The sequence below is a fragment of the Stenotrophomonas sp. YJH_SMC_106-19 genome (genome assembly GCF_059368375.1).
This window is the reverse complement of record NZ_JCAFRQ010000005.1, coordinates 1-17,232: the sequence shown is the minus strand read 5'-3', so window position 1 is coordinate 17,232 and position 17,232 is coordinate 1. Positions and strand designations below refer to the sequence as shown.

At 65.5% G+C, this 17,232-nt stretch carries 13 protein-coding genes and 3 pseudogenes; 10 read left to right on the top strand and 6 right to left on the bottom strand.

The annotated features are described in order from the left end of the window. Positions 1–21 precede the first annotated feature (21 nt). The 4 genes from AC5P5M_RS14320 (at position 22) to AC5P5M_RS14305 (ending at position 5,120) form a co-directional block, all read left to right on the top strand. Positions 22–927, top strand: a complete 906-nt coding sequence (locus AC5P5M_RS14320; protein WP_065174082.1) for a recombination-associated protein RdgC — start codon at positions 22–24, stop codon at positions 925–927. 59 nt (positions 928–986) lie between these two features. Further along, positions 987–1,766 carry a M48 family metallopeptidase gene (locus tag AC5P5M_RS14315; protein ID WP_053516073.1) on the top strand — a complete coding sequence of 260 codons (780 nt, stop codon included), beginning with the start codon at positions 987–989 and terminating at the stop codon, positions 1,764–1,766. Between the two features lie 36 nt (positions 1,767–1,802). After that, positions 1,803–2,198 (top strand): hypothetical protein, encoded by a 396-nt coding sequence (locus AC5P5M_RS14310; RefSeq protein WP_495206055.1) that lies wholly within the window; start codon positions 1,803–1,805, stop codon positions 2,196–2,198. A 120-nt stretch (positions 2,199–2,318) separates the two neighbouring features. Continuing rightward, positions 2,319–5,120: a TonB-dependent receptor gene (locus AC5P5M_RS14305; protein ID WP_495206054.1), complete on the top strand. Its 2,802-nt coding sequence runs from the start codon at positions 2,319–2,321 to the stop codon at positions 5,118–5,120. Positions 5,121–5,156: 36 nt separating this feature from the next. Here AC5P5M_RS14305 and ligD read toward each other — a convergent pair whose 3' ends face one another. The 3 genes from ligD to AC5P5M_RS14290 all read right to left on the bottom strand — a co-directional run bounded on the left by ligD (position 5,157) and on the right by AC5P5M_RS14290 (position 9,037). Further along, complete coding sequence (ligD, locus tag AC5P5M_RS14300; protein ID WP_495206053.1) at positions 5,157–7,610, bottom strand: DNA ligase D; 2,454 nt, start codon at positions 7,608–7,610, stop codon at positions 5,157–5,159. Positions 7,611–7,613: 3 nt separating this feature from the next. Next, positions 7,614–8,534 (bottom strand): non-homologous end joining protein Ku, encoded by a 921-nt coding sequence (gene ku / locus AC5P5M_RS14295; protein WP_053516081.1) that lies wholly within the window; start codon positions 8,532–8,534, stop codon positions 7,614–7,616. Positions 8,535–8,638: 104 nt separating this feature from the next. Beyond that, entirely contained in the window at positions 8,639–9,037 is a 399-nt protein-coding gene (locus AC5P5M_RS14290) for a hypothetical protein (protein WP_053516083.1), read from the bottom strand. Between the two features lie 145 nt (positions 9,038–9,182). Here AC5P5M_RS14290 and AC5P5M_RS14285 point away from each other — a divergent pair, with 145 nt between their 5' ends. Continuing rightward, the gene (locus AC5P5M_RS14285) at positions 9,183–9,527 is read left to right on the top strand and encodes a hypothetical protein (RefSeq protein WP_065182172.1); all 345 of its coding nucleotides are present in this window, start codon (positions 9,183–9,185) and stop codon (positions 9,525–9,527) included. Between the two features lie 25 nt (positions 9,528–9,552). On the opposite strand, the gene AC5P5M_RS14280 is transcribed toward AC5P5M_RS14285, so the two are convergent. Then, a complete protein-coding gene (locus AC5P5M_RS14280; protein ID WP_495206052.1) occupies positions 9,553–11,667 on the bottom strand; it encodes a TonB-dependent receptor family protein in 2,115 nt (704 codons plus the stop codon). 171 nt (positions 11,668–11,838) lie between these two features. On the opposite strand from AC5P5M_RS14280, the gene AC5P5M_RS14275 reads away from it, so the two are divergent. From AC5P5M_RS14275 to AC5P5M_RS14255, 5 genes and pseudogenes are all read left to right on the top strand, one after another. Further along, positions 11,839–13,041, top strand: coding sequence for an amino acid aminotransferase (locus tag AC5P5M_RS14275; RefSeq protein WP_053516086.1), 1,203 nt, complete (start codon positions 11,839–11,841; stop codon positions 13,039–13,041). A gap of 209 nt (positions 13,042–13,250) precedes the next feature. Next, a complete protein-coding gene (locus AC5P5M_RS14270) occupies positions 13,251–14,267 on the top strand; it encodes a class 1 fructose-bisphosphatase (RefSeq protein WP_053516088.1) in 1,017 nt (338 codons plus the stop codon). 107 nt (positions 14,268–14,374) lie between these two features. Then, the gene (locus tag AC5P5M_RS14265; RefSeq protein ID WP_074902476.1) at positions 14,375–15,085 is read left to right on the top strand and encodes a 2OG-Fe(II) oxygenase; all 711 of its coding nucleotides are present in this window, start codon (positions 14,375–14,377) and stop codon (positions 15,083–15,085) included. Between the two features lie 573 nt (positions 15,086–15,658). Then, positions 15,659–15,748 (top strand): annotated as a pseudogene (locus AC5P5M_RS14260) (transposase); the annotation flags it as partial. 37 nt (positions 15,749–15,785) lie between these two features. Continuing rightward, positions 15,786–16,001: pseudogene (locus AC5P5M_RS14255) on the top strand (transposase); the annotation flags it as partial. 118 nt (positions 16,002–16,119) lie between these two features. Here AC5P5M_RS14255 and AC5P5M_RS14250 read toward each other — a convergent pair. Together AC5P5M_RS14250 and AC5P5M_RS14245 are read right to left on the bottom strand one after the other, a co-directional pair. Beyond that, positions 16,120–16,521 (bottom strand): hypothetical protein, encoded by a 402-nt coding sequence (locus AC5P5M_RS14250; protein ID WP_495206051.1) that lies wholly within the window; start codon positions 16,519–16,521, stop codon positions 16,120–16,122. Between the two features lie 473 nt (positions 16,522–16,994). After that, positions 16,995–17,232 (bottom strand): annotated as a pseudogene (locus AC5P5M_RS14245) (hypothetical protein); the annotation flags it as partial.

Sequence of the window (17,232 nt, the reverse complement as noted above, 5' to 3'; positions counted from 1 at the left end):
CTCTTTGCCATCCGGAAATCCATGTTCTTTCGCAACCTGACGTTCTTCCGTTTCCCGACCGCCACTGATTTTTCTGAAATCGATACGCTGCTGCCGCACGCCGTGCTCAAGCCGGTCGGCGCGCTGGAGATGAATTCGCGCGGCTTCATTTCACCGTTCGGCCGCGAGGAGAAGGAACTGCTCTCGCACCGCATCGCCGAGCACCTGTGGCTGACGGTTGGCGGCGAGGACAAGATCCTGCCGGCAGCCGTGGTCAACGACCTGCTCGAGCGCAAGCTGGAGGAGATCGAGGAGAAGGAAGGCCGGCGCCCCGGCGGCCGCGAACGCAAGCGCATGAAGGACGACCTGCTGCATGAACTGCTGCCGCGCGCCTTCGTGAAGTCCTCGCGCAACGACGCCTTCATCGACCTGCAGCACGGCTACGTCGCGGTGGATACGTCCAGCCGCAAGACCGGCGAGTACTTCATGTCCGACATCCGTGGCCTGCTCGGCAGCTTCCCGGCAATGCCGCTGAACGCCGAAGTCGCGCCGCGTTCGATCCTGACCGGCTGGATCGCCGGCGAACCGCTGCCGACCGGGCTCAGCCTGGGCGAGGAGTGCGAGATGAAGGATCCGGTGGAGGGCGGTGCGGTGGTCAAGTGCCAGCACCAGGAGCTGCGCTGCGACGAGATCGACAAGCACCTGGACGCCGGCAAGCAGGTGACCAAGCTGGCGCTGATCTTCGAAGACAACCTGTCCTTCGTCATCGGCGACGACCTGATCGTGCGCAAGCTGAAGTTCCTCGACGGCGCCCTGGACCAGCTCGAGCATGCCGACGAGGAGGGCCGGCGCGCCGAGTTCGACGCACGGTTCGCCCTGCAGAGCGCCGAGATCCGCCGCTTGTTCCTGCTGCTGGAAGAGGCGTTCAAGCTCAGCAAGGCTGACTGAACAGGCACCGCGTGGGCCGCCGGTCATCCAGCGGCCCGAAGCGGCGCTATGCTGGCTGCATGAGCCGCCTGCTGCGCCGCCTGATCTCGCCCACACCGCCCGCCACCGTGCAGCGCGATACCGTTCGCCTGCGCCTGGAGGATGCCGAGATCGACGTGCTGCGCGTACGCGATCCGCGCGCGCGCCGCATCAAGCTCAGCGTCGACGAACGCGGCGCGCGCCTGACCCTGCCGCCGCGCGCCAGCTTGGTGATGGGCGAACGTTTCCTGGAGCAGCATCGCGACTGGTTGGCACTGCAGCTGCGCCAGTACCAGGGCCAGGGCCTGCCCGCACCGCTGCAGCCCGGCGTGGACGGAGTGCTGCCCCTGCGCGGGGAGCTGCTGCCGCTGCGCTGGCAGGAAGGCCGCTACGCACGCCTGGACATCGACGAGCACGGCGCCTGCCTGCAGTGGCCGACCCGTGCCGGTGACGCGACCCTGCGCCGTCTGCTGCGCGAGTTCTTCGAGGCGCAGACCCGCGCCGACGTGGGCCGCTGGCTGCCGCGCTACCTGCCCGGCCTGCCACGGGCACCCAGCCGCCTGCGCTTGAAGGTGATGTCCTCGCAGTGGGGTTCGCTGGCTCCCGATGGCAGCATGGCATTGGATCTTGCGCTGGTCCTGGGGCGTCCGCAGGCATTCGAGTATGTGCTGGTGCATGAGCTCTGCCACCTCATCCAGCCCAACCACTCGCCGGCGTTCTGGCAGGAGGTCGAGCAACGGTTCCCGGCCTGGCGTGAGCAGCGCGACTACTTCCAGCAGGAAGGGCGACGCCTGAAGGCGATGCTGAGGCAGCTGCTGTAAGCCATCACCCTGCCGGTCCGGCCGTACAATGCGGCCATGCCCGGCATGCTCAAGACTGTCTTTCTTTCCGTCGTCGCCCTGGCTGGCGCGCTGCTCGCGCTTGCCCTGGTCACCAGTGCCGGTGGCTGGCTGCCTGCACTGCTCGGCCTGCATCCCGGCAGCGAAGCGCAGCTGGGCTGGGACCTGGCGTTCACCGTGCTCGGCGGCATCGCCGCGATCGCCTTCGCCACCTACTACGCGCCCTGCTGGACGCGCGCGCACGGCACCTCGATCTGGTCGCTGCTGGTGCTGGGCGCAGGCTACGGCCTGTGGACGCTCGGCGCGGATTTCCCACGCTGGTTCGTCATCGGCCTGCTGGTATCACTGCCGGTGCAGCTGCTGCTGGGATGGGGGTTCGGACGCCGGCCCTCACGCAGCGCAACACGGGCTTAACAATCTCCCCCTAGGCTCGGTGCCCGCCGAACGTCGGCAACGCGGCGCAGGGGCCTGTACCCACGGAACCCCGGGAACAGGCGCGGCGTAAGACACCACAGGGAACCGGGGAATCATCCGATGCGTTACCAGACCCGGGAGGCCGCCGCCGCGGCCTCCCAAGCGAAGCTGTTGTCCCGCGCCGTGCATGCGGTGCTGATCGGCGGCCTGGCCGTGCTGCCCGTCGAAGCGATGGCCGAGGAGGCGATCGAAGGCGATACCCGCCAACAGCTGCAGCAGCTGGACACGGTCACCGTGACCGGCAGCTATGCACGGAGCCTGGAGCGCGCCGTCGACCTGAAGCGCGCCAACATCGGCTTCTCCGACTCGATCGTCGCCACCGACGTGGCCGATTTTCCCGATCAGAATCTCGCCGAAGCGCTGCAGCGCATGCCGGGCGTCACCATCGAACGCAAGAAGGGCCTGGGCGGCAGGGTCAGCGTGCGCGGCCTGCCCAGCGAGTTCACCCTGGTCTCGATCAACAACCTGGCGACGGCCTCCGGCAGTGGCGGACGCGACGTGCAGTTCGACATCTTCGCCTCGGACGTCGTGCAGACGGTGACCGTGCAGAAGTCGCCGACCGCCGCCGATGAGGAAGGCGGCATCGCCGGCTCGGTCTACATCGAAACGGCCAAGCCATTCGACTTCCCCGAGCCGAAGTTCAGTGCGTCGGCCGAAGCTTCGCACAACTCGATCAACGGCAAGATCGATCCGAAGATCTCCTTCCTTGCCAGTGACACCTGGGGCGACTGGGGCGGCCTGGTGTCGTTCTCCAAGGCCAAGCGCAGCAACCGCACCGACTCCAACTCAGGCATCAACTTCCGTCCCATGGGCCGCTTCTTGGAGGCGTCGGGTACGCGCGGTTCGCAGGCCGCCGCGGTGCTGGCGCGCGATGCCGGCATCGTCGTCAGCAACCGGATGGACAAGGATGAAACCAGCCGGATTGTCTTCCAGGACAAGGTCGGCGACCGCGTCTACCTCAACGAGCAGGACCAGTGGGGCGCCACCGCCTCGCTGCAGTTCAAGCCCAGCGACACGTTCTCGCTCAGCTTCGACGCCATGCTCGGCGGCTACGACACGCACGAGGACGAGTACGATGCCGCAGCGTACTCGGCCTCCAGCCGCAGCACGCTGGACACCATCCACGATTACGACCGTGACACGCTGTCGGCCTACGGCATCACCGTGCTGAAGGACGTGTCCTACACCGCCACCCAGCACGAAATCCTGAGCAAGGAACGCAACGCCGATACCGACTACCGTCAGTTCAGCAGCACACTGGACTGGAAGGTGGGCAACTGGGACATCGACGCGCTGGTCGGCTACTCCGGCGCGCGCAAGGACTCGGACTACGCCAACCTCAAGCACGTGGCCTACGCGCCGTCGCGCACGCGCTGGACCCGCAACGGCGGCGAGACCGTGCCGAGCACAACCGGCGGTTTCGACATGTACAACGCCGCGGACAAGTACCTGTTCGAAGCGTACGAAACCGAGCTGGAGAAGGTGAAGGATGACAAGTACGCCGCGCAGCTCGACCTGAGGCGGCAGATGAACCTGGCCTTCTTCCCGGCACTGAGCGGCGTGCAGTTCGGCGCGCGCTACACCGACAAGACCAAGGAACGCGCGTTCGGCAGCGGCAAGATCCAGGGCCCGGCCGCCGGCAGCGCCGCGTGGGTCAATACGCGCACGCTGGCCGACAGCAACCCGGTGTGGATCAGCCAGCTGGCACCGGGTGGTGCGTATCGCCCGAGCGACCTGGACTGGCAGCAGGTTTCCAACGCCTATGCGCGCGCTACGTTCCGCTACCCCGGCTATGAAACCCCGATCGATCCGGGCCAGTACTACGAGGTGAAGGAGAAGACCCTGGCGCTGTACGCCATGGCCGATCTCTACTTCGATATCGGACAGGTACCGGTGTACGCCAACCTCGGCGTGCGTTCGATCGACACCGACGTCGATTCGTCAGGCTTCCATCCGGTGCAGAACGCCGATGGCAGCAACGGCTACACGCCGACGCCGATTTCGAGCAGCGGCGACTACAGCAGGATCCTGCCCAGCTTCAACATGACCGCCGAGATCGCCGACGGCCTGGTGCTGCGCGGTGCTGCCTCGGAAACGCTGATGCGTCCGTCGCTGACCGACATTGCCTACCGCCGCACCGTCAGCTGGAGCAGCTTCCGCTTCATGGACGGCAACCCGGCACTGAAGCCGACCACCGCCAGGCAGTGGGAAGTGGGCCTGGAAAAGTACCTGCAGAACGGTGGCCTGCTGGCCGCGTCGTACTTCTCCAAGAAGATCGACGGCGTAGTGCGGCAGTCGTTGACCGGCATCGTGCCGAACGTGGAGAAACTCAACGCCAACGGTTCGCTGGACGGCTACTACGACTTCGAGGTCTACCAGCCGGTCAACGCCGATGGCTCGTACAAGGTCACCGGCGTGGAGCTGGTCGCGCAGCTGCCGCTGTCGATGCTGCACCCGGCGCTGGAAGGCTGGGGCATCAATGCCAACTACACCCAGCTCGACAATTCGCTGACCGGTGCATCCGACCTGGATATCCCGACGCCGCCGGAAGGCTTGGCCGAGAAGGCGTACAACTTCACCCTGTACTACGAGAACGATCGCTTCAGCGCGCGCGCCTCGTACAACTACAAGGACAAATACGTCGAGTACATCCATCTGAACATGTATCCGGTTTACCGCGATGCCTATGGCCAGCTCGATGCCTCTATCGGGTTCCGCCTCACCGACACCTGGAAGCTGAACCTGGAGGCGATCAATCTGCTCGACGAGAAGACCACCGGCTACACCATCGACAAGGCCTTCCCGACCCAGTACGAGTTCTCCGGCCGTCGCATCACCTTCGGCATCCGCGCGGACTTCTGAGCCCGCCGCTGCAGGGCCGTGGCCAATGCCCCGGCCCTACAGATCGAGCGGCGGCAGGGTCTGCTTCACCGCATCGATGCCCTGCCACGGATCGGCCTTCAGGCGCTTGGCCCGCGCCAGCGCCTTGTCGAGCGGGAAGGCGTCGGCCGCCTTGATCCGCGCAAGCTCTTCCCAGCGCAGCGGCACCGCCACGCCCGCACTTTCGCGGGCGCGCAGCGACCAGGAGCAGACGCTGGTCGCGCCACGCGTATTGCGCAACCAATCGATGAAGATCACACCGCCGCGCTTGGCCTTGCTCATCGTTGCCACATAGCGTTCGGGCGCCTGCTGTGCCATCGCCTGCGCGAAGGCCTCGCAGAATGCCTTGGCCTGTTCCCAGTCGGCGGCGGGCTGCAGGGGGACCACCACATGCACGCCCTTGCCGCCGGACAGCCGCACGAAACTGCGCAGGCCGATCTCCTGCAACCGGTCGCGCACGTCGCGCGCGCCGGCCTTGACCTCGTTCCAGCCGACGCCCTCACCGGGGTCCAGATCGAATACCAGCCGGTCTGGATGTTCGGGATCGGCAACCGTGGCGCCCCAGGGATGCAGCTCGAGCGTGTTCATCTGCACCAGCTGCAGCAGGCCGCGTACATCGTCGATGTAGACGTAGTCCTCGCGACCGCTCTTCTGCTGCAGGGGGACCGCATGCACGGCGTCGCCCAGGCCCGGGCCGTGGTGCTTCTGGAAGAAGCAGGCCTTGCCCGCGCCATCAGGGCAGCGCAGCAGCGAAAGGGGCCTGCCCACGATCCCGGGCAGGATCCAGCGCGCCATCTGCCGGTAGTAGTCGGCCACGTCGCCCTTGCGGATCTTCTTCTTCGCGAAGACCACACGCTCAGGGTGGCTGATGGCAACCGCGTCATTGCTGCTCGTGGTCTTTGCAGGCATGGCCAGATCCTCGCCGCTCTTGTCGCTGCGCAGCCGTTTGAAGCTGGCCTGGCGCAGCAGCCCCTCCTTGCCCCAGCCACGGAAGGCCACTTCGGCCACCCTCACTGGCTTCACCCAGTGCACGCTGGCGGCGCGGAACGGGACGTGCGCGGGCAGCGCCACCGCAGCGTCCTCCACCGCCAACGGCTTCAGCGTCCGCGCCAGCGCGCGCAGGCTGTCATCGTCGAAGCCGGTGCCGACGCGACCCACGTAGCGCAGGCCGTCCTTGTCGGGAGTTGCCAGCAGCAACGATCCAAACCCCACGCGCGAGCCCTTCGGCGCGGTATGGCCGACGATCAGGAACTCATCGGTGTCCTCATGCTTGACCTTTACCCAGCTGCGCGCACGCACGTTGACGTAGGGCGCGTCCACCTGCTTGCTGACGATGCCCTCATACCCGGCCTTACCACTGGCAGCGAAGACCTGCGGCCCATGGCCGAGCACGTGATCGCTGAACGCCAGCGTTCCGAGCGTATCGCCGATCAACGCCTTGAGCAGCGTCTTGCGCTCAATCAGCGGTGCCGCGCTGATGTCCACTCCCGCCACACCGGGCAGGTCGAAGAGAAGGTAGCGTAGCGGCGCCTTCGAGCTGCCATCGATGACCCGCTGCAGGGCGGCGAAATCGCTGCGCCCCTTCTCGTCGAGCACTACCAGTTCACCGTCCAGGCGCGCGTCACCAACCGGCAGCGCCTGCACGGCCCGCACGACTTCAGGGAAGTCCCCGGTCCAGTCCAGCCCGTTTCGCGAGCGGAGCGTCACTTCACCGTCGTGCAGATCGGCCAGCAGGCGATAGCCATCCCACTTGATCTCGTGCAGCCAGCGATCGCCATCGGGCGCGGCATCGCGGTGGTCGGTCAGTTGTGGTTTGAATGCACGCGGATACGGGCGGTCGCGGGCGCCCTGCAGTTTCAGCGCGCGCGCGTGCCAGCGCGACTCCGCCTTGCGTGTCTTCCTGTCCGTCATCTTCTTCGCGCTCCCGGGGTGTTCACGCAATGGCGCGTGCAGCAGGTCGTCGGCCTCTGCGTCGCGGGCCTCGCTGTCTTCGCGCTTGATCAGCAGCCACTGCACCTGGCGTCCCTTCATCGCGGTCCGCACCAGTTTCCATCCCCCGGCCAGCCGCTGGCCATGCAGGACGAAATCGATCTTGCCCGCTGCCAGCGCCTGCAGTGGATCACCCGCGCATGCCCAGGTGCCGTGGTCGAAGACCTCCACGTGACCGGCACCGTAGTGGCCCTCGGGAATATCGCCCTGGAAGCCGGCATAGGACAGGGGATGATCTTCCACTTCCACCGCCAGCCGCTTCTCGCCAACGCGCAGCGATGGCCCTTTGGGCACCGCCCAGCTCTTGAGCACGCCGTCCATTTCGAGGCGGAAATCGAAATGGCGCGAACTGGCGTGGTGCAGCTGGATGACGAAGATCGGCCGCCGCTTCGGATCACCCGGCGCCGGCTGGTCGTCCGGTTCCGGCGTCTGCCCGTTGCCGCCGCCGAGCCGACGCTTGCGCCGGTACTGATGCAGCGACATGGATCACCCTGCCTTGCGCCGTGGCGCGGCCTTCTTCGCTGCCTTCTTCGCGGTCTTCCTGCCTGTCTTGCCGGCCGCCTTCTTCGCCGGCGCCTTGCGCGCGGTCGTCTTGCTCGCGGGGGTTCGCTTGTTCGCATCCAGGCTCTTCTGCAACAGGGCCATGAAATCGACCACGTTGGTGGTGGCGTCCTCGCGCGGTGCAGGCTCTTCGTCCACCCGGGTGGTGCCCCCCTTGGCCTTGATCCGTTTGTTGAGCACCTGCTGCAGGCGCTCGCGGAACTCGTCGTGATACTGCGACGGATCCCAGTCGCCAGCCATCGACTCGATCAGCTGCTCGGCCATCGCCGTTTCCTTGCCGGTGATGCGGTACTCGGACAGGGTGCCGGTGGGCAGCTTGAGGTCCTCCGGATCGACAAGCTCCTGCGGATAGCGGAGGATCATCAGCACCAGGGCGTGCTCGTGCGGCATCACCGCGCAAAGATACTCGCGGGTACGCACGACCACCCGTGCAATGCCGACCTTGCCGGTGCTGCGCAGCGTCTCGCGCAGCAGTACATAGCCCTTCTCGGCCTTCTTGCCCGGCACCAGCAGATAGGGCTTTTCGTAGTAGCGCGGATCGATCTGCGCCGCGTCCACGAAGGTCTCCACCTCCACGGTCTCATGGCTTTCGGGCGCCGCCGAACGGATGTCGCCTTCCTCCAGCACGACGTAACTGCCCTTGTCGTACTCGTAGGCCTTGACGATGTCCTTCCACGGAACTTCCTCACCGGTATCGGCGTTGACCCGTTCGAAGCGGATCGGTTTGCGGTCGCGCGAATCGAGCATGCGGAACTGCAGATCGACCTTGCGTTCGCCGGACATCAGCGACACCGGCACGTTGAGCAGGCCGAAGGAGAGTGTTCCGGTCCAGATCGGGCGGGCCATGCGCGCACCTGTGCTTGAGCAGGACCGTCAGCTTCCGGTGCCGGGTGTAAACCACCCGTGTCGATGCCGTGCACGCCGGGTCGGCGCGCAGCATCCCGGCCAGGTCACTGCAGCAGGGGTCTTACCGCCGCTGCCGGAATATGATCCAGCGCGCGCCATGCGTCTTCCACCACCGGCCGCGCCTGCGACCAGCCCAGTCGCGACTGCCCTCGCATCTGTTCCCAATGCTCGGCCAGCTCCTCGCAGGTATCGGCCGCATCCCCACGCGGCCAGTCCGCCGCATGTGTGGTCAGTGCGAAGGCATACACCGGGCACAGGTCACGCCAGTTGCGATGACCGTGACCACGGCGTTCCTCGTAATCGCTGAGCATGTACTGGAGGTAATCCTGGGCCACGGCCTGCGGATCTTCGTGGCGACGCGTCCGGCGCTGCGCGGTGCGCTGGCCGAGCGGATCGAGCAGGGCGTTGAACACGGACGGGGCGGGGCGTTCCAGGCGGGGCATGACCGGCTCCTGCAGCGGGTCGGGTGGGCAGGAATACCGGCGGCAGCGTTATCCAGCCGTGACAGAGATGTTCATGACGCAGGGTTCGCGGTGCCTTTACCTCGGTGGCGGTGTAGTGGTCCTCCCCATGCGCAGGTACCTGATCATGAGCCGAGAGACCTCCCGAGACCCGCTCCGCGAGAACCGTGCGCCAATTCCCGGCGAGCAGCGCGGCAAGCACGACAACGATGATGCCGACTTCCGTGGCACGGGCGCGCCCTTCTTCGACGCCGCACAGTCCGGCGAGCATCTGCCGGTGAAGCGCGAGGCTGAACAGGCCGCGCTGGACCGCAAGGACGGCGGCGACCGCCATCGGGGAGGGCAGGAGAGCCCGCTCAAGCGACGCGAACGCAAGCAGCACGCCAGCGACAACCAGGACGAGGCGCTGGAGGAAACGTTCCCGGCCAGCGACCCGACCTCACCGTTCGTGCCGGCCAAGGCGCCCGACTGACGTCCCGCAGGCGCCGCCGGTCAGGTCAGCGCCATGACCACTGCAGGCCGACACTGGCACGGCGGCCCGGGCCGGGCTCGTAGTAGCGGCCATTGCCATCGTTGACGATGACCGAGCCGATGTAGGCCTGGTCAAGCACGTTCTCCAGCCGGGCGAAGGCACGCAGCTCGCCTCCGGGCAGCCGCCACTGGCGGCCCCCTTCCAGATGCAGCAGGGCGTAACCCGGCGCGCGTTCGTCGGCGAGGTCATTCACCACGGTATCGCTGCTCGCGGTGGCCTCCACCGCCCACTGCCAGTCCGCAGGCGTCCACTGCAGGCGGGCGAAGGCCTGCTGGCGTGGAACACCCGGCAGGCGGCTACCGGCATCCACGCGGGTATCGGGCACACGGCAGCCGCTGCCGGCACAGGTCAGATAGGGCGACCGCACCTGTGCCTGCAGCCAGGTCCAGGCCAGCTGCAGTTCCAGCTGCTCGGCCAGCGGCTGCCGGTACTGCAGTTCGATGCCCTGGCGCCGCGTACGGCCGATGTTGCGGTAGGTGCTGCGGCCACCGATATTGCTGGCGACGGCCAGCTCGTCGTCGGTATCTGCACGGAACAGGCTTGCATCCAGCTGCATTCCATCCTGTGCATGCCATTTGCTGCCGATCTCCAGCGTGCGGCTGCGCGCCGCCGCCAGATCCAGCGCCAGCCCGGCCTGGCCGTCGGCGCGATAGCCCAGTTCATTGAAGGTCGGTGTCTCGAAGCCACGGCCCACGGCGGCATGCAGGCGCCACTGCGGGTGGGCTTCAAAGCTGATCCCGGCCACGGGTGTGGTGGCCCGGTAGCGGCGGTGGCCGCTGTCGTCCGGGTTGCGGTCGGTGATGTAGCGGTCGTCCGATTCGAAGCGCACGGCACTGTGCCGCACGCCGGCCAGCAGCGACCAGCGCGGGCTCCACTGCCACCAGGCCTGGGCGAACTGGTCTACGTTCTGCACGATGTCGATCTGGTCGCGGCGCAGGCGCCCGCGCACGCCCAGCGTGCTGCCGACGAAGTTCTCGTAGCCGGTGCGCTGCTGGCGCTGGCGGTCCGCACTGAGCCCGGCGACCAGGTCCAGCGGTCGGCCGGCCACCTCGCCCTGCCAGCTCCAGCGCGCGTCCAGGCCGCCATAACCACTGTCCAGGTCGATCACACCGCCGGCATGCAACGGGTTGGCCTGGGCCGTCGGCGGGATCGCCAGATACTGGGTGACCGAGCGCTGGCCGGCATAGCCCATCAGCTGCCACCGCTGCGCGCCGGCCTCGCGGCTCCAGCGCAGGCCGGCCTGCTGCTGGCGCACTGATTTGCGGGTGTTGTACTGATGAGCGACGGCGGTGGCCTGGCGCGGGTCGGCCGCGACCTGCGCGCGGGTCAGACCCAGCGGATCCTGCGCATCGGGCGCATCCAGCGCGTTGAGCAGCAGCTCCAGCCGCCCGCCTGCCAGTTCGCCGCCGACGCGGGCGTTGAGCGATTCGCGCCGGGCACGGCTGTGGTCGCGCCAGCCATCGGTACAGAAGTGGTTGGCCGCGATGTTGTAGTCCAGCACCTGACCCGCGCCGCGCAGCTGCGCACCCACGCTCAGGGTCGTGTCCGCGCCCGCGCTGAGCCGCAGCCGCCACGGGTCGCCCGCCCGGCCCTGCGCGCTCCACACCTGCAGCACGCCACCGGAGGAATTGCCGTACAGCGCCGAGAACGGTCCACGCAGCACCTCCACGCGTTCGGCACCCAGCAGGCTGGCGTGCGACAGCTGGCCCTGCCCATCGGGCATGGTTGCCGGCACACCGTCGATCAGCACGCGTACCCCGCGTACGCCGAACGTCGAGCGGGCGCCAAAGCCCCGGATCGACAGCTGGGTGTCCTGCGCGAAGTTCTGCCGGTCGCGGGCCAGCAGGCCCGGCACCCCGCCCAATGCTTCGGACAGCTGCGCCCCGGTGCCGGCGCGGTCAGCATCGATCCAGACCGTGTCCTGGCTGGCGGCCAGGGCGAACGGATCGATCCCCTGCACACGGGCTGCCTGCACCTGCACCGGGGGCAGGGCGGTCGTGGACGGCTCCGCCATCGCGACCAGCGGCGACAGCAGCAGGGCAGACAGGGGCAGGCGATTGCGGCGTGCGGGAGGATTCATGATTCAGCTTGATGGATCGGTCGGCAACGCACGCCATGGTACGGGGCCGCGGATGACGATGGTGGCGGCCAGCCCCGGCAGGCTTTGTTACGATGGGCCGTTTTCGGCCGAAATGCCGCAAGCCGCGTGGCGCAATTCCTCCCCCTTTCCGTCTACCGAACGAGTACCGCCGTGTCCTTCTTTGCAAACGTGGAACTGGTCCCAGGCGACCCGATCCTGGGCCTGACCGAGGCATACAACGCCGACAGCCGCCCGACCAAGGTCAACCTGGGTGTGGGCATCTACTACGACGAGAGCGGCCGCATTCCGCTGCTGCGCGCCGTCAAGCAGATCGAGCAGCAGCTCGCCGCCGAAGCCAAACCGCGCGGCTACCTGCCGATCGACGGCCTTCCGGCGTACACGCAGGCGACGCGTGAGCTGGTGTTCGGCAAGGATTCGCCGCTGCTGGCCGCAGGTCGCGTCACCACCGCACAGACCGTCGGTGGCAGCGGTGCGCTGCGCGTCGGCGCCGACGTGCTCAAGAAGCTGCTGCCGCACGCCACCGTCGCGCTGAGCAACCCGAGCTGGGAAAACCACCGCGCGGTGTTCAGTGCCGCCGGCTTCGAGGTAGTGGATTACACCTATTTCGATCCCGCGACCCACGGTGTCGACTTCGACGGCATGCTGGCCGACCTGCAGAAGCTGCAGCCGGGCAGCGTGGTGCTGCTGCACGCCTGCTGCCACAACCCGACCGGTGCCGACCTCACGGTCACGCAGTGGACGCAGGTCGCGCAGCTGCTCAAGGACCGCCAGCTGTTCCCCTTCATCGACATGGCCTACCAGGGCTTCGACAAGGGCATCGAGCAGGATGGCGCCGCCGTGCGCATCATCGCCGAAGCCGGCATCGACAGCTTCATCGTCGCCAACTCGTACTCCAAGTCGTTCTCGCTGTACGGCGAGCGCGTGGGTGCACTGTCGATGGTGGCGCCGACCGCCGCCGACGCCAAGGCCGTGCAGTCGCAGGTCAAGCGCGTGATCCGCACCATCTACTCCAGCCCCTCCACCCACGGTGCAGCGCTGGTGGCCGGTGTACTGACCAACCCGGAACTGCGTGCGATGTGGGAGCAGGAGCTGACCGAGATGCGCGAACGCATCCACGCGCTGCGTCAGGGCCTGGTCGAGAAGCTGGCGGCCGCCGGCGCCCCGCAGTTCGGTTTCATCAACGAGCAGGCGGGCATGTTCTCCTACTCCGGCCTGAGCCGCGAGCAGGTCGAGCGCCTGCGCGACGAGTTCGGCATCTACGCCGTCGGCACTGGCCGCATCTGCGTGGCTGCGCTGAACCAGAACAACCTGGAGTATGTCGCCAAGGCCGTGGCCACCGTGGCCAAGGGCTGAACCCACGCTCCAGTGGCTTGAAGACAAAGGCGCCGGAAGGCGCCTTTGTTTTTGCAGCGTGTCCTGCATCGCCTCCCCTTCCCACGAGCCTCGACAAAAGGAAGGCGCTACGAGCGCATCTGGAAACGATTACGCCTTCCCGCGCTCACGCACGCAGCGGCCAGACGGGCGACAATAGGCGTTTTCCCGCTGCCGAGACCTGTCCGCCCATGTCCCGTACCTCGTTGACCCGCTTCCTGATCCAGGAACAGCACGCCGGCCGCATCAATGCCGACCTGCGTCAGCTGATCGCGGTCGTCGCCCGCGCCTGCACCAGCATCTCCATCGCCGTCAGCAAGGGCGCCCTCGGCGGCGTGCTCGGCGACGCCGGTACCGGCAACGTGCAGGGCGAGGCGCAGAAGAAGCTGGATGTCATCAGCAACGAGATCCTGCTCGAAGCCAACGCCTGGGGTGGCCACCTCGCCGCCTGCGCCTCGGAGGAAATGGACCACAGCCAGCCGGTGCCGGACATCTACCCGCGCGGCGATTTCCTGCTGCTGTTCGATCCCCTCGATGGCAGCTCCAACATCGACGTCAACGTCTCCGTCGGCACCATCTTCTCGGTGCTGCGCTGCCCGACCAACGTCGAACTGCCGGGCGATGACGCGTTCCTGCAGCCGGGCAGCAAGCAGATCGCGGCCGGCTACTGCATCTACGGGCCGAGCACCCAGCTGGTGCTCACCGTGGGCCACGGAACGCATGCCTTCACCCTGGATCGCGAGAAGGGCGAGTTCGTGCTGACCACCGAGAACATGCAGATTCCGGCGGCCACCCAGGAATTCGCCATCAACATGTCCAACCAGCGCCACTGGGAAGCACCGATGCAGGCCTATGTCGGCGATCTGCTGGCCGGCAAGGAAGGTGCGCGTGGCAAGAACTTCAACATGCGCTGGATCGCCAGCATGGTGGCCGATGTGCATCGCATCCTGACGCGCGGTGGCATCTTCATCTATCCGTGGGACCGGAAGGATCCGTCCAAGGCCGGCAAGCTGCGCCTGATGTACGAAGCCAACCCGATGGGCCTGCTGGTCGAGCAGGCCGGCGGTGCCGCCTGGACCGGCCGCGAGCGTATCCTCGACATCCAGCCCGACCAGCTGCACCAGCGCGTGCCGGTGTTTCTCGGCTCGCGCGAGGAAGTGGCCGAGGCGGTGCGCTACCACCACCAGCACGACGCCGCACAGGCCTGAGCGGCGCACTGCGGCCACGCTCATGGCAGTTCGATGACATGACCGTGGGGTGACACCGACGGCGGCAAACGGCACCATCAAGCCCTTGCCGCCGAAGGAATGCACGCATGCACGAGCAGGGCCCGGTCGATTTCATCGAAGTCATCCACAACGCGGTGCCCACGGAGGTCTGTGCTGCCATCGTCGAGCGCCTGCGTGCCACCCGCGGCCTGATGCCAGGTGCCGTCGGCAGCGGCGTGTTCCCGGAACTCAAGCACAGCAAGGACCTGCGCATCAGTGGCCTGGAGGGCTGGCAGGACGTCGACGTACAGCTGCAGCAGGCCGTGTTCAAGGGCCTGCTGACTTATCTACGCCGTTATCCACAGGCGCTGATCGCACCGTTGATGTTGCAGATCCAGGACAGCGACGGTCAGCCGCGACGCTTGTCGGCCGAGGACTTCCCCGACATGCCGGAGCAGCAGCTGGCCGACCTGGCGCGCACCTGCCTGCGCCCGGGCGCGATCAACCTGCAGTGGTATGCCGCAGGCGAGGGCGGTTACCCGTACTGGCACTGCGAGCTGTACCCGAAGGATGCGCAGGCCGAAACGCTGCACCGGCATGTACTGTGGACGCTGTACCTCAACGATGGATTCGACGAAGGCGAAACCGAGTTCCTGTTCCAGGGCCGCAAGATCGCACCGCGTACCGGCAGCCTGCTGATCGCCCCGACCGCCTTCACCCACACCCATCGCGGCAATCGGCCGCAGGGCGGCGACAAGTTCATCGCGACGAGCTGGATCCTGTTCCAGAGTGCGCAGAAGTTGTTTGGGGGTGGTTGAGGCATCACGGACATCGCCGGATAGGTTCTCGCAGGTCGGTGGCCCTGCCAGCGCCTGCTGGAGAGCCGTCGAGCAATACATCCGGTACGCGGCGTAAGGAAAAGGCGACACAGCGGACGACTGACATCAGCGTCAACGATTGCCTTGTCGTCGAGAGCTTCCGAGCGAGCGCCGTCTATACAGAATGACGGCCGCCGCTACTCCGAATATCGCCATGCCAAGACCTACCATGTCCTTCTCTCCCCAGGCCTCGCCTGACAGAATTCTGCCAATAGTCACCACGAGGAAGTTCACCGGAAGCATCAATAGAAATGCCATGCCAAGCCAGAAAAGTGTTTTCATAATTTTTACTCTCCACAATCGCAGGGCGATGCAGGGTCCGTTACGTTATCTTTTATCCCTTTTGCGACTTCGTTCGCGTCCGACAACTTAGCATTTCCTCGTAGCATGTTCCGGATTCCTTTAGTCAGACCTGTGACTGAGTTGAAGTTTGACCCACCCCCAGAAAACAGGGCCACCGTAAAGTAGAGACTTCGCCCCGCATGGGCCCCGTGGATCACGAGGAATCAGGCGATGAAGAAGTCCCGTTTCACCGAGGAGCAGATTGCGTACGCGCTCAAGCAGGTCGAGCTGAGCATGGCGGTTAGCGAGGTGTGCCGAGAAGCTAGCTGTAACGGGTACTTGCTCGCAACTGCAGCCGCCATGGCAGCGTGGAAGCAACGAGAACATCAATGGCTTGCTGCGCCAGTCTCTGCCCAAGGGCGCGGATCTCTCCATGGCCAGCCAGGAGTATCTCAACCATGTAGCGTGGTTGATGAATACCCGACCGCGTCAGACGCTGGGCTGGAAGACACCTGCAGAGGCCATTAATACCGAACTGCAGACATTCAGATCACGTGTCGCACTTACAAGTTGAGACCGCCGATTTCGGTGCCGTATTTTCTGCATTCGGCCGTTATCTTTTTCTCGATCGAACTGAAAGGTTTGAAACTCGGGCAAAGAGTACAGTAGCGGCAAGGCCTGCGAAATTCTGTTTATCTGCAACTCACGAGAAAATTCTTTGCATTCAGAATTTTCTTCATCGGCCGGATATCGACGGCCATGAACATGACGTAACTCGGACCTTCAAGGTCACCGCGATTATATGCGTACAGCATTCTTTTCACGCCATCGCCGGACTCCTGGCCCAAAAGCTCGAATCCATCTGTAGCGGTTACGCCCCTCTTGATGACGCGATGAGAGAACTTTGGGTGACGTCCGATGAAGACTTCCGCGTAATGCCCCTCAGACTCCAGAACCCCAAGATCAAAGTCAGGTCCGGGTGCGACCTTTCGAAACTCAACACCAACTGGGAGGTTGGCGCATATCCCATATCGATGGCTGAGTGTGGTGTTACCTTCGGTCGCCTGACAGCCGAGCATCGCCAGCAGAACCATGGAGAATGAAATTCTAGTTACTACATTGACAGACACGGATTATGGCCTCATTTGAAGGGTCGAGGAGATCCTGTATGTTCTGCTCGGACACGGGACACTGAGATCTCTGCCCATGATTCCGGTCCCATAGTCAGCCAAACCCAACAAGTGACCTGACTCGTGAGCCAATGTCGCGTCGCCCCACTGGCCGGGCATATACCAGACTCCCTCGTTGGCCCAAGGCATCTGCACATACGACTCGCGTGTTCCGGATCGGATGGCGATTCCGTTAGTCGTGGCGGTGTGCCAAACCGGAATGGACTTCACTGTTGTCTTTACGTTGTAGGCCCCGATCTTGCCACTCCAGGCGCTTTCGATCGCCCTCGTTGCCTGCGATATCTGTGCGGAGTTTGCACCCTGGAAGTTGATTGGAATCGAGATACCAACATTGTTTCCCTTTTGACACAGGTACCCGATCAAGCCAAGTGGATCGATCATGCTGACCGGGTTCCCCTCGACATAGGCATACGTATTGATCCCCCCGCCAACTGGAGAGCCGTCGAGCAATACATGTCGCTGTTCCTGTTCGATTCCCAGTAGATCCCGCCATACAGCTTGACGATCCGCCCCCTGACGGTCAGCTCCACCGAGCGTGCCAAGCGGCCATCGCAGAACACCATCAGGCGGTAGTCGGTCTGCTGTCTGTCCATTTTCACTTGCCACTTGTTCTCT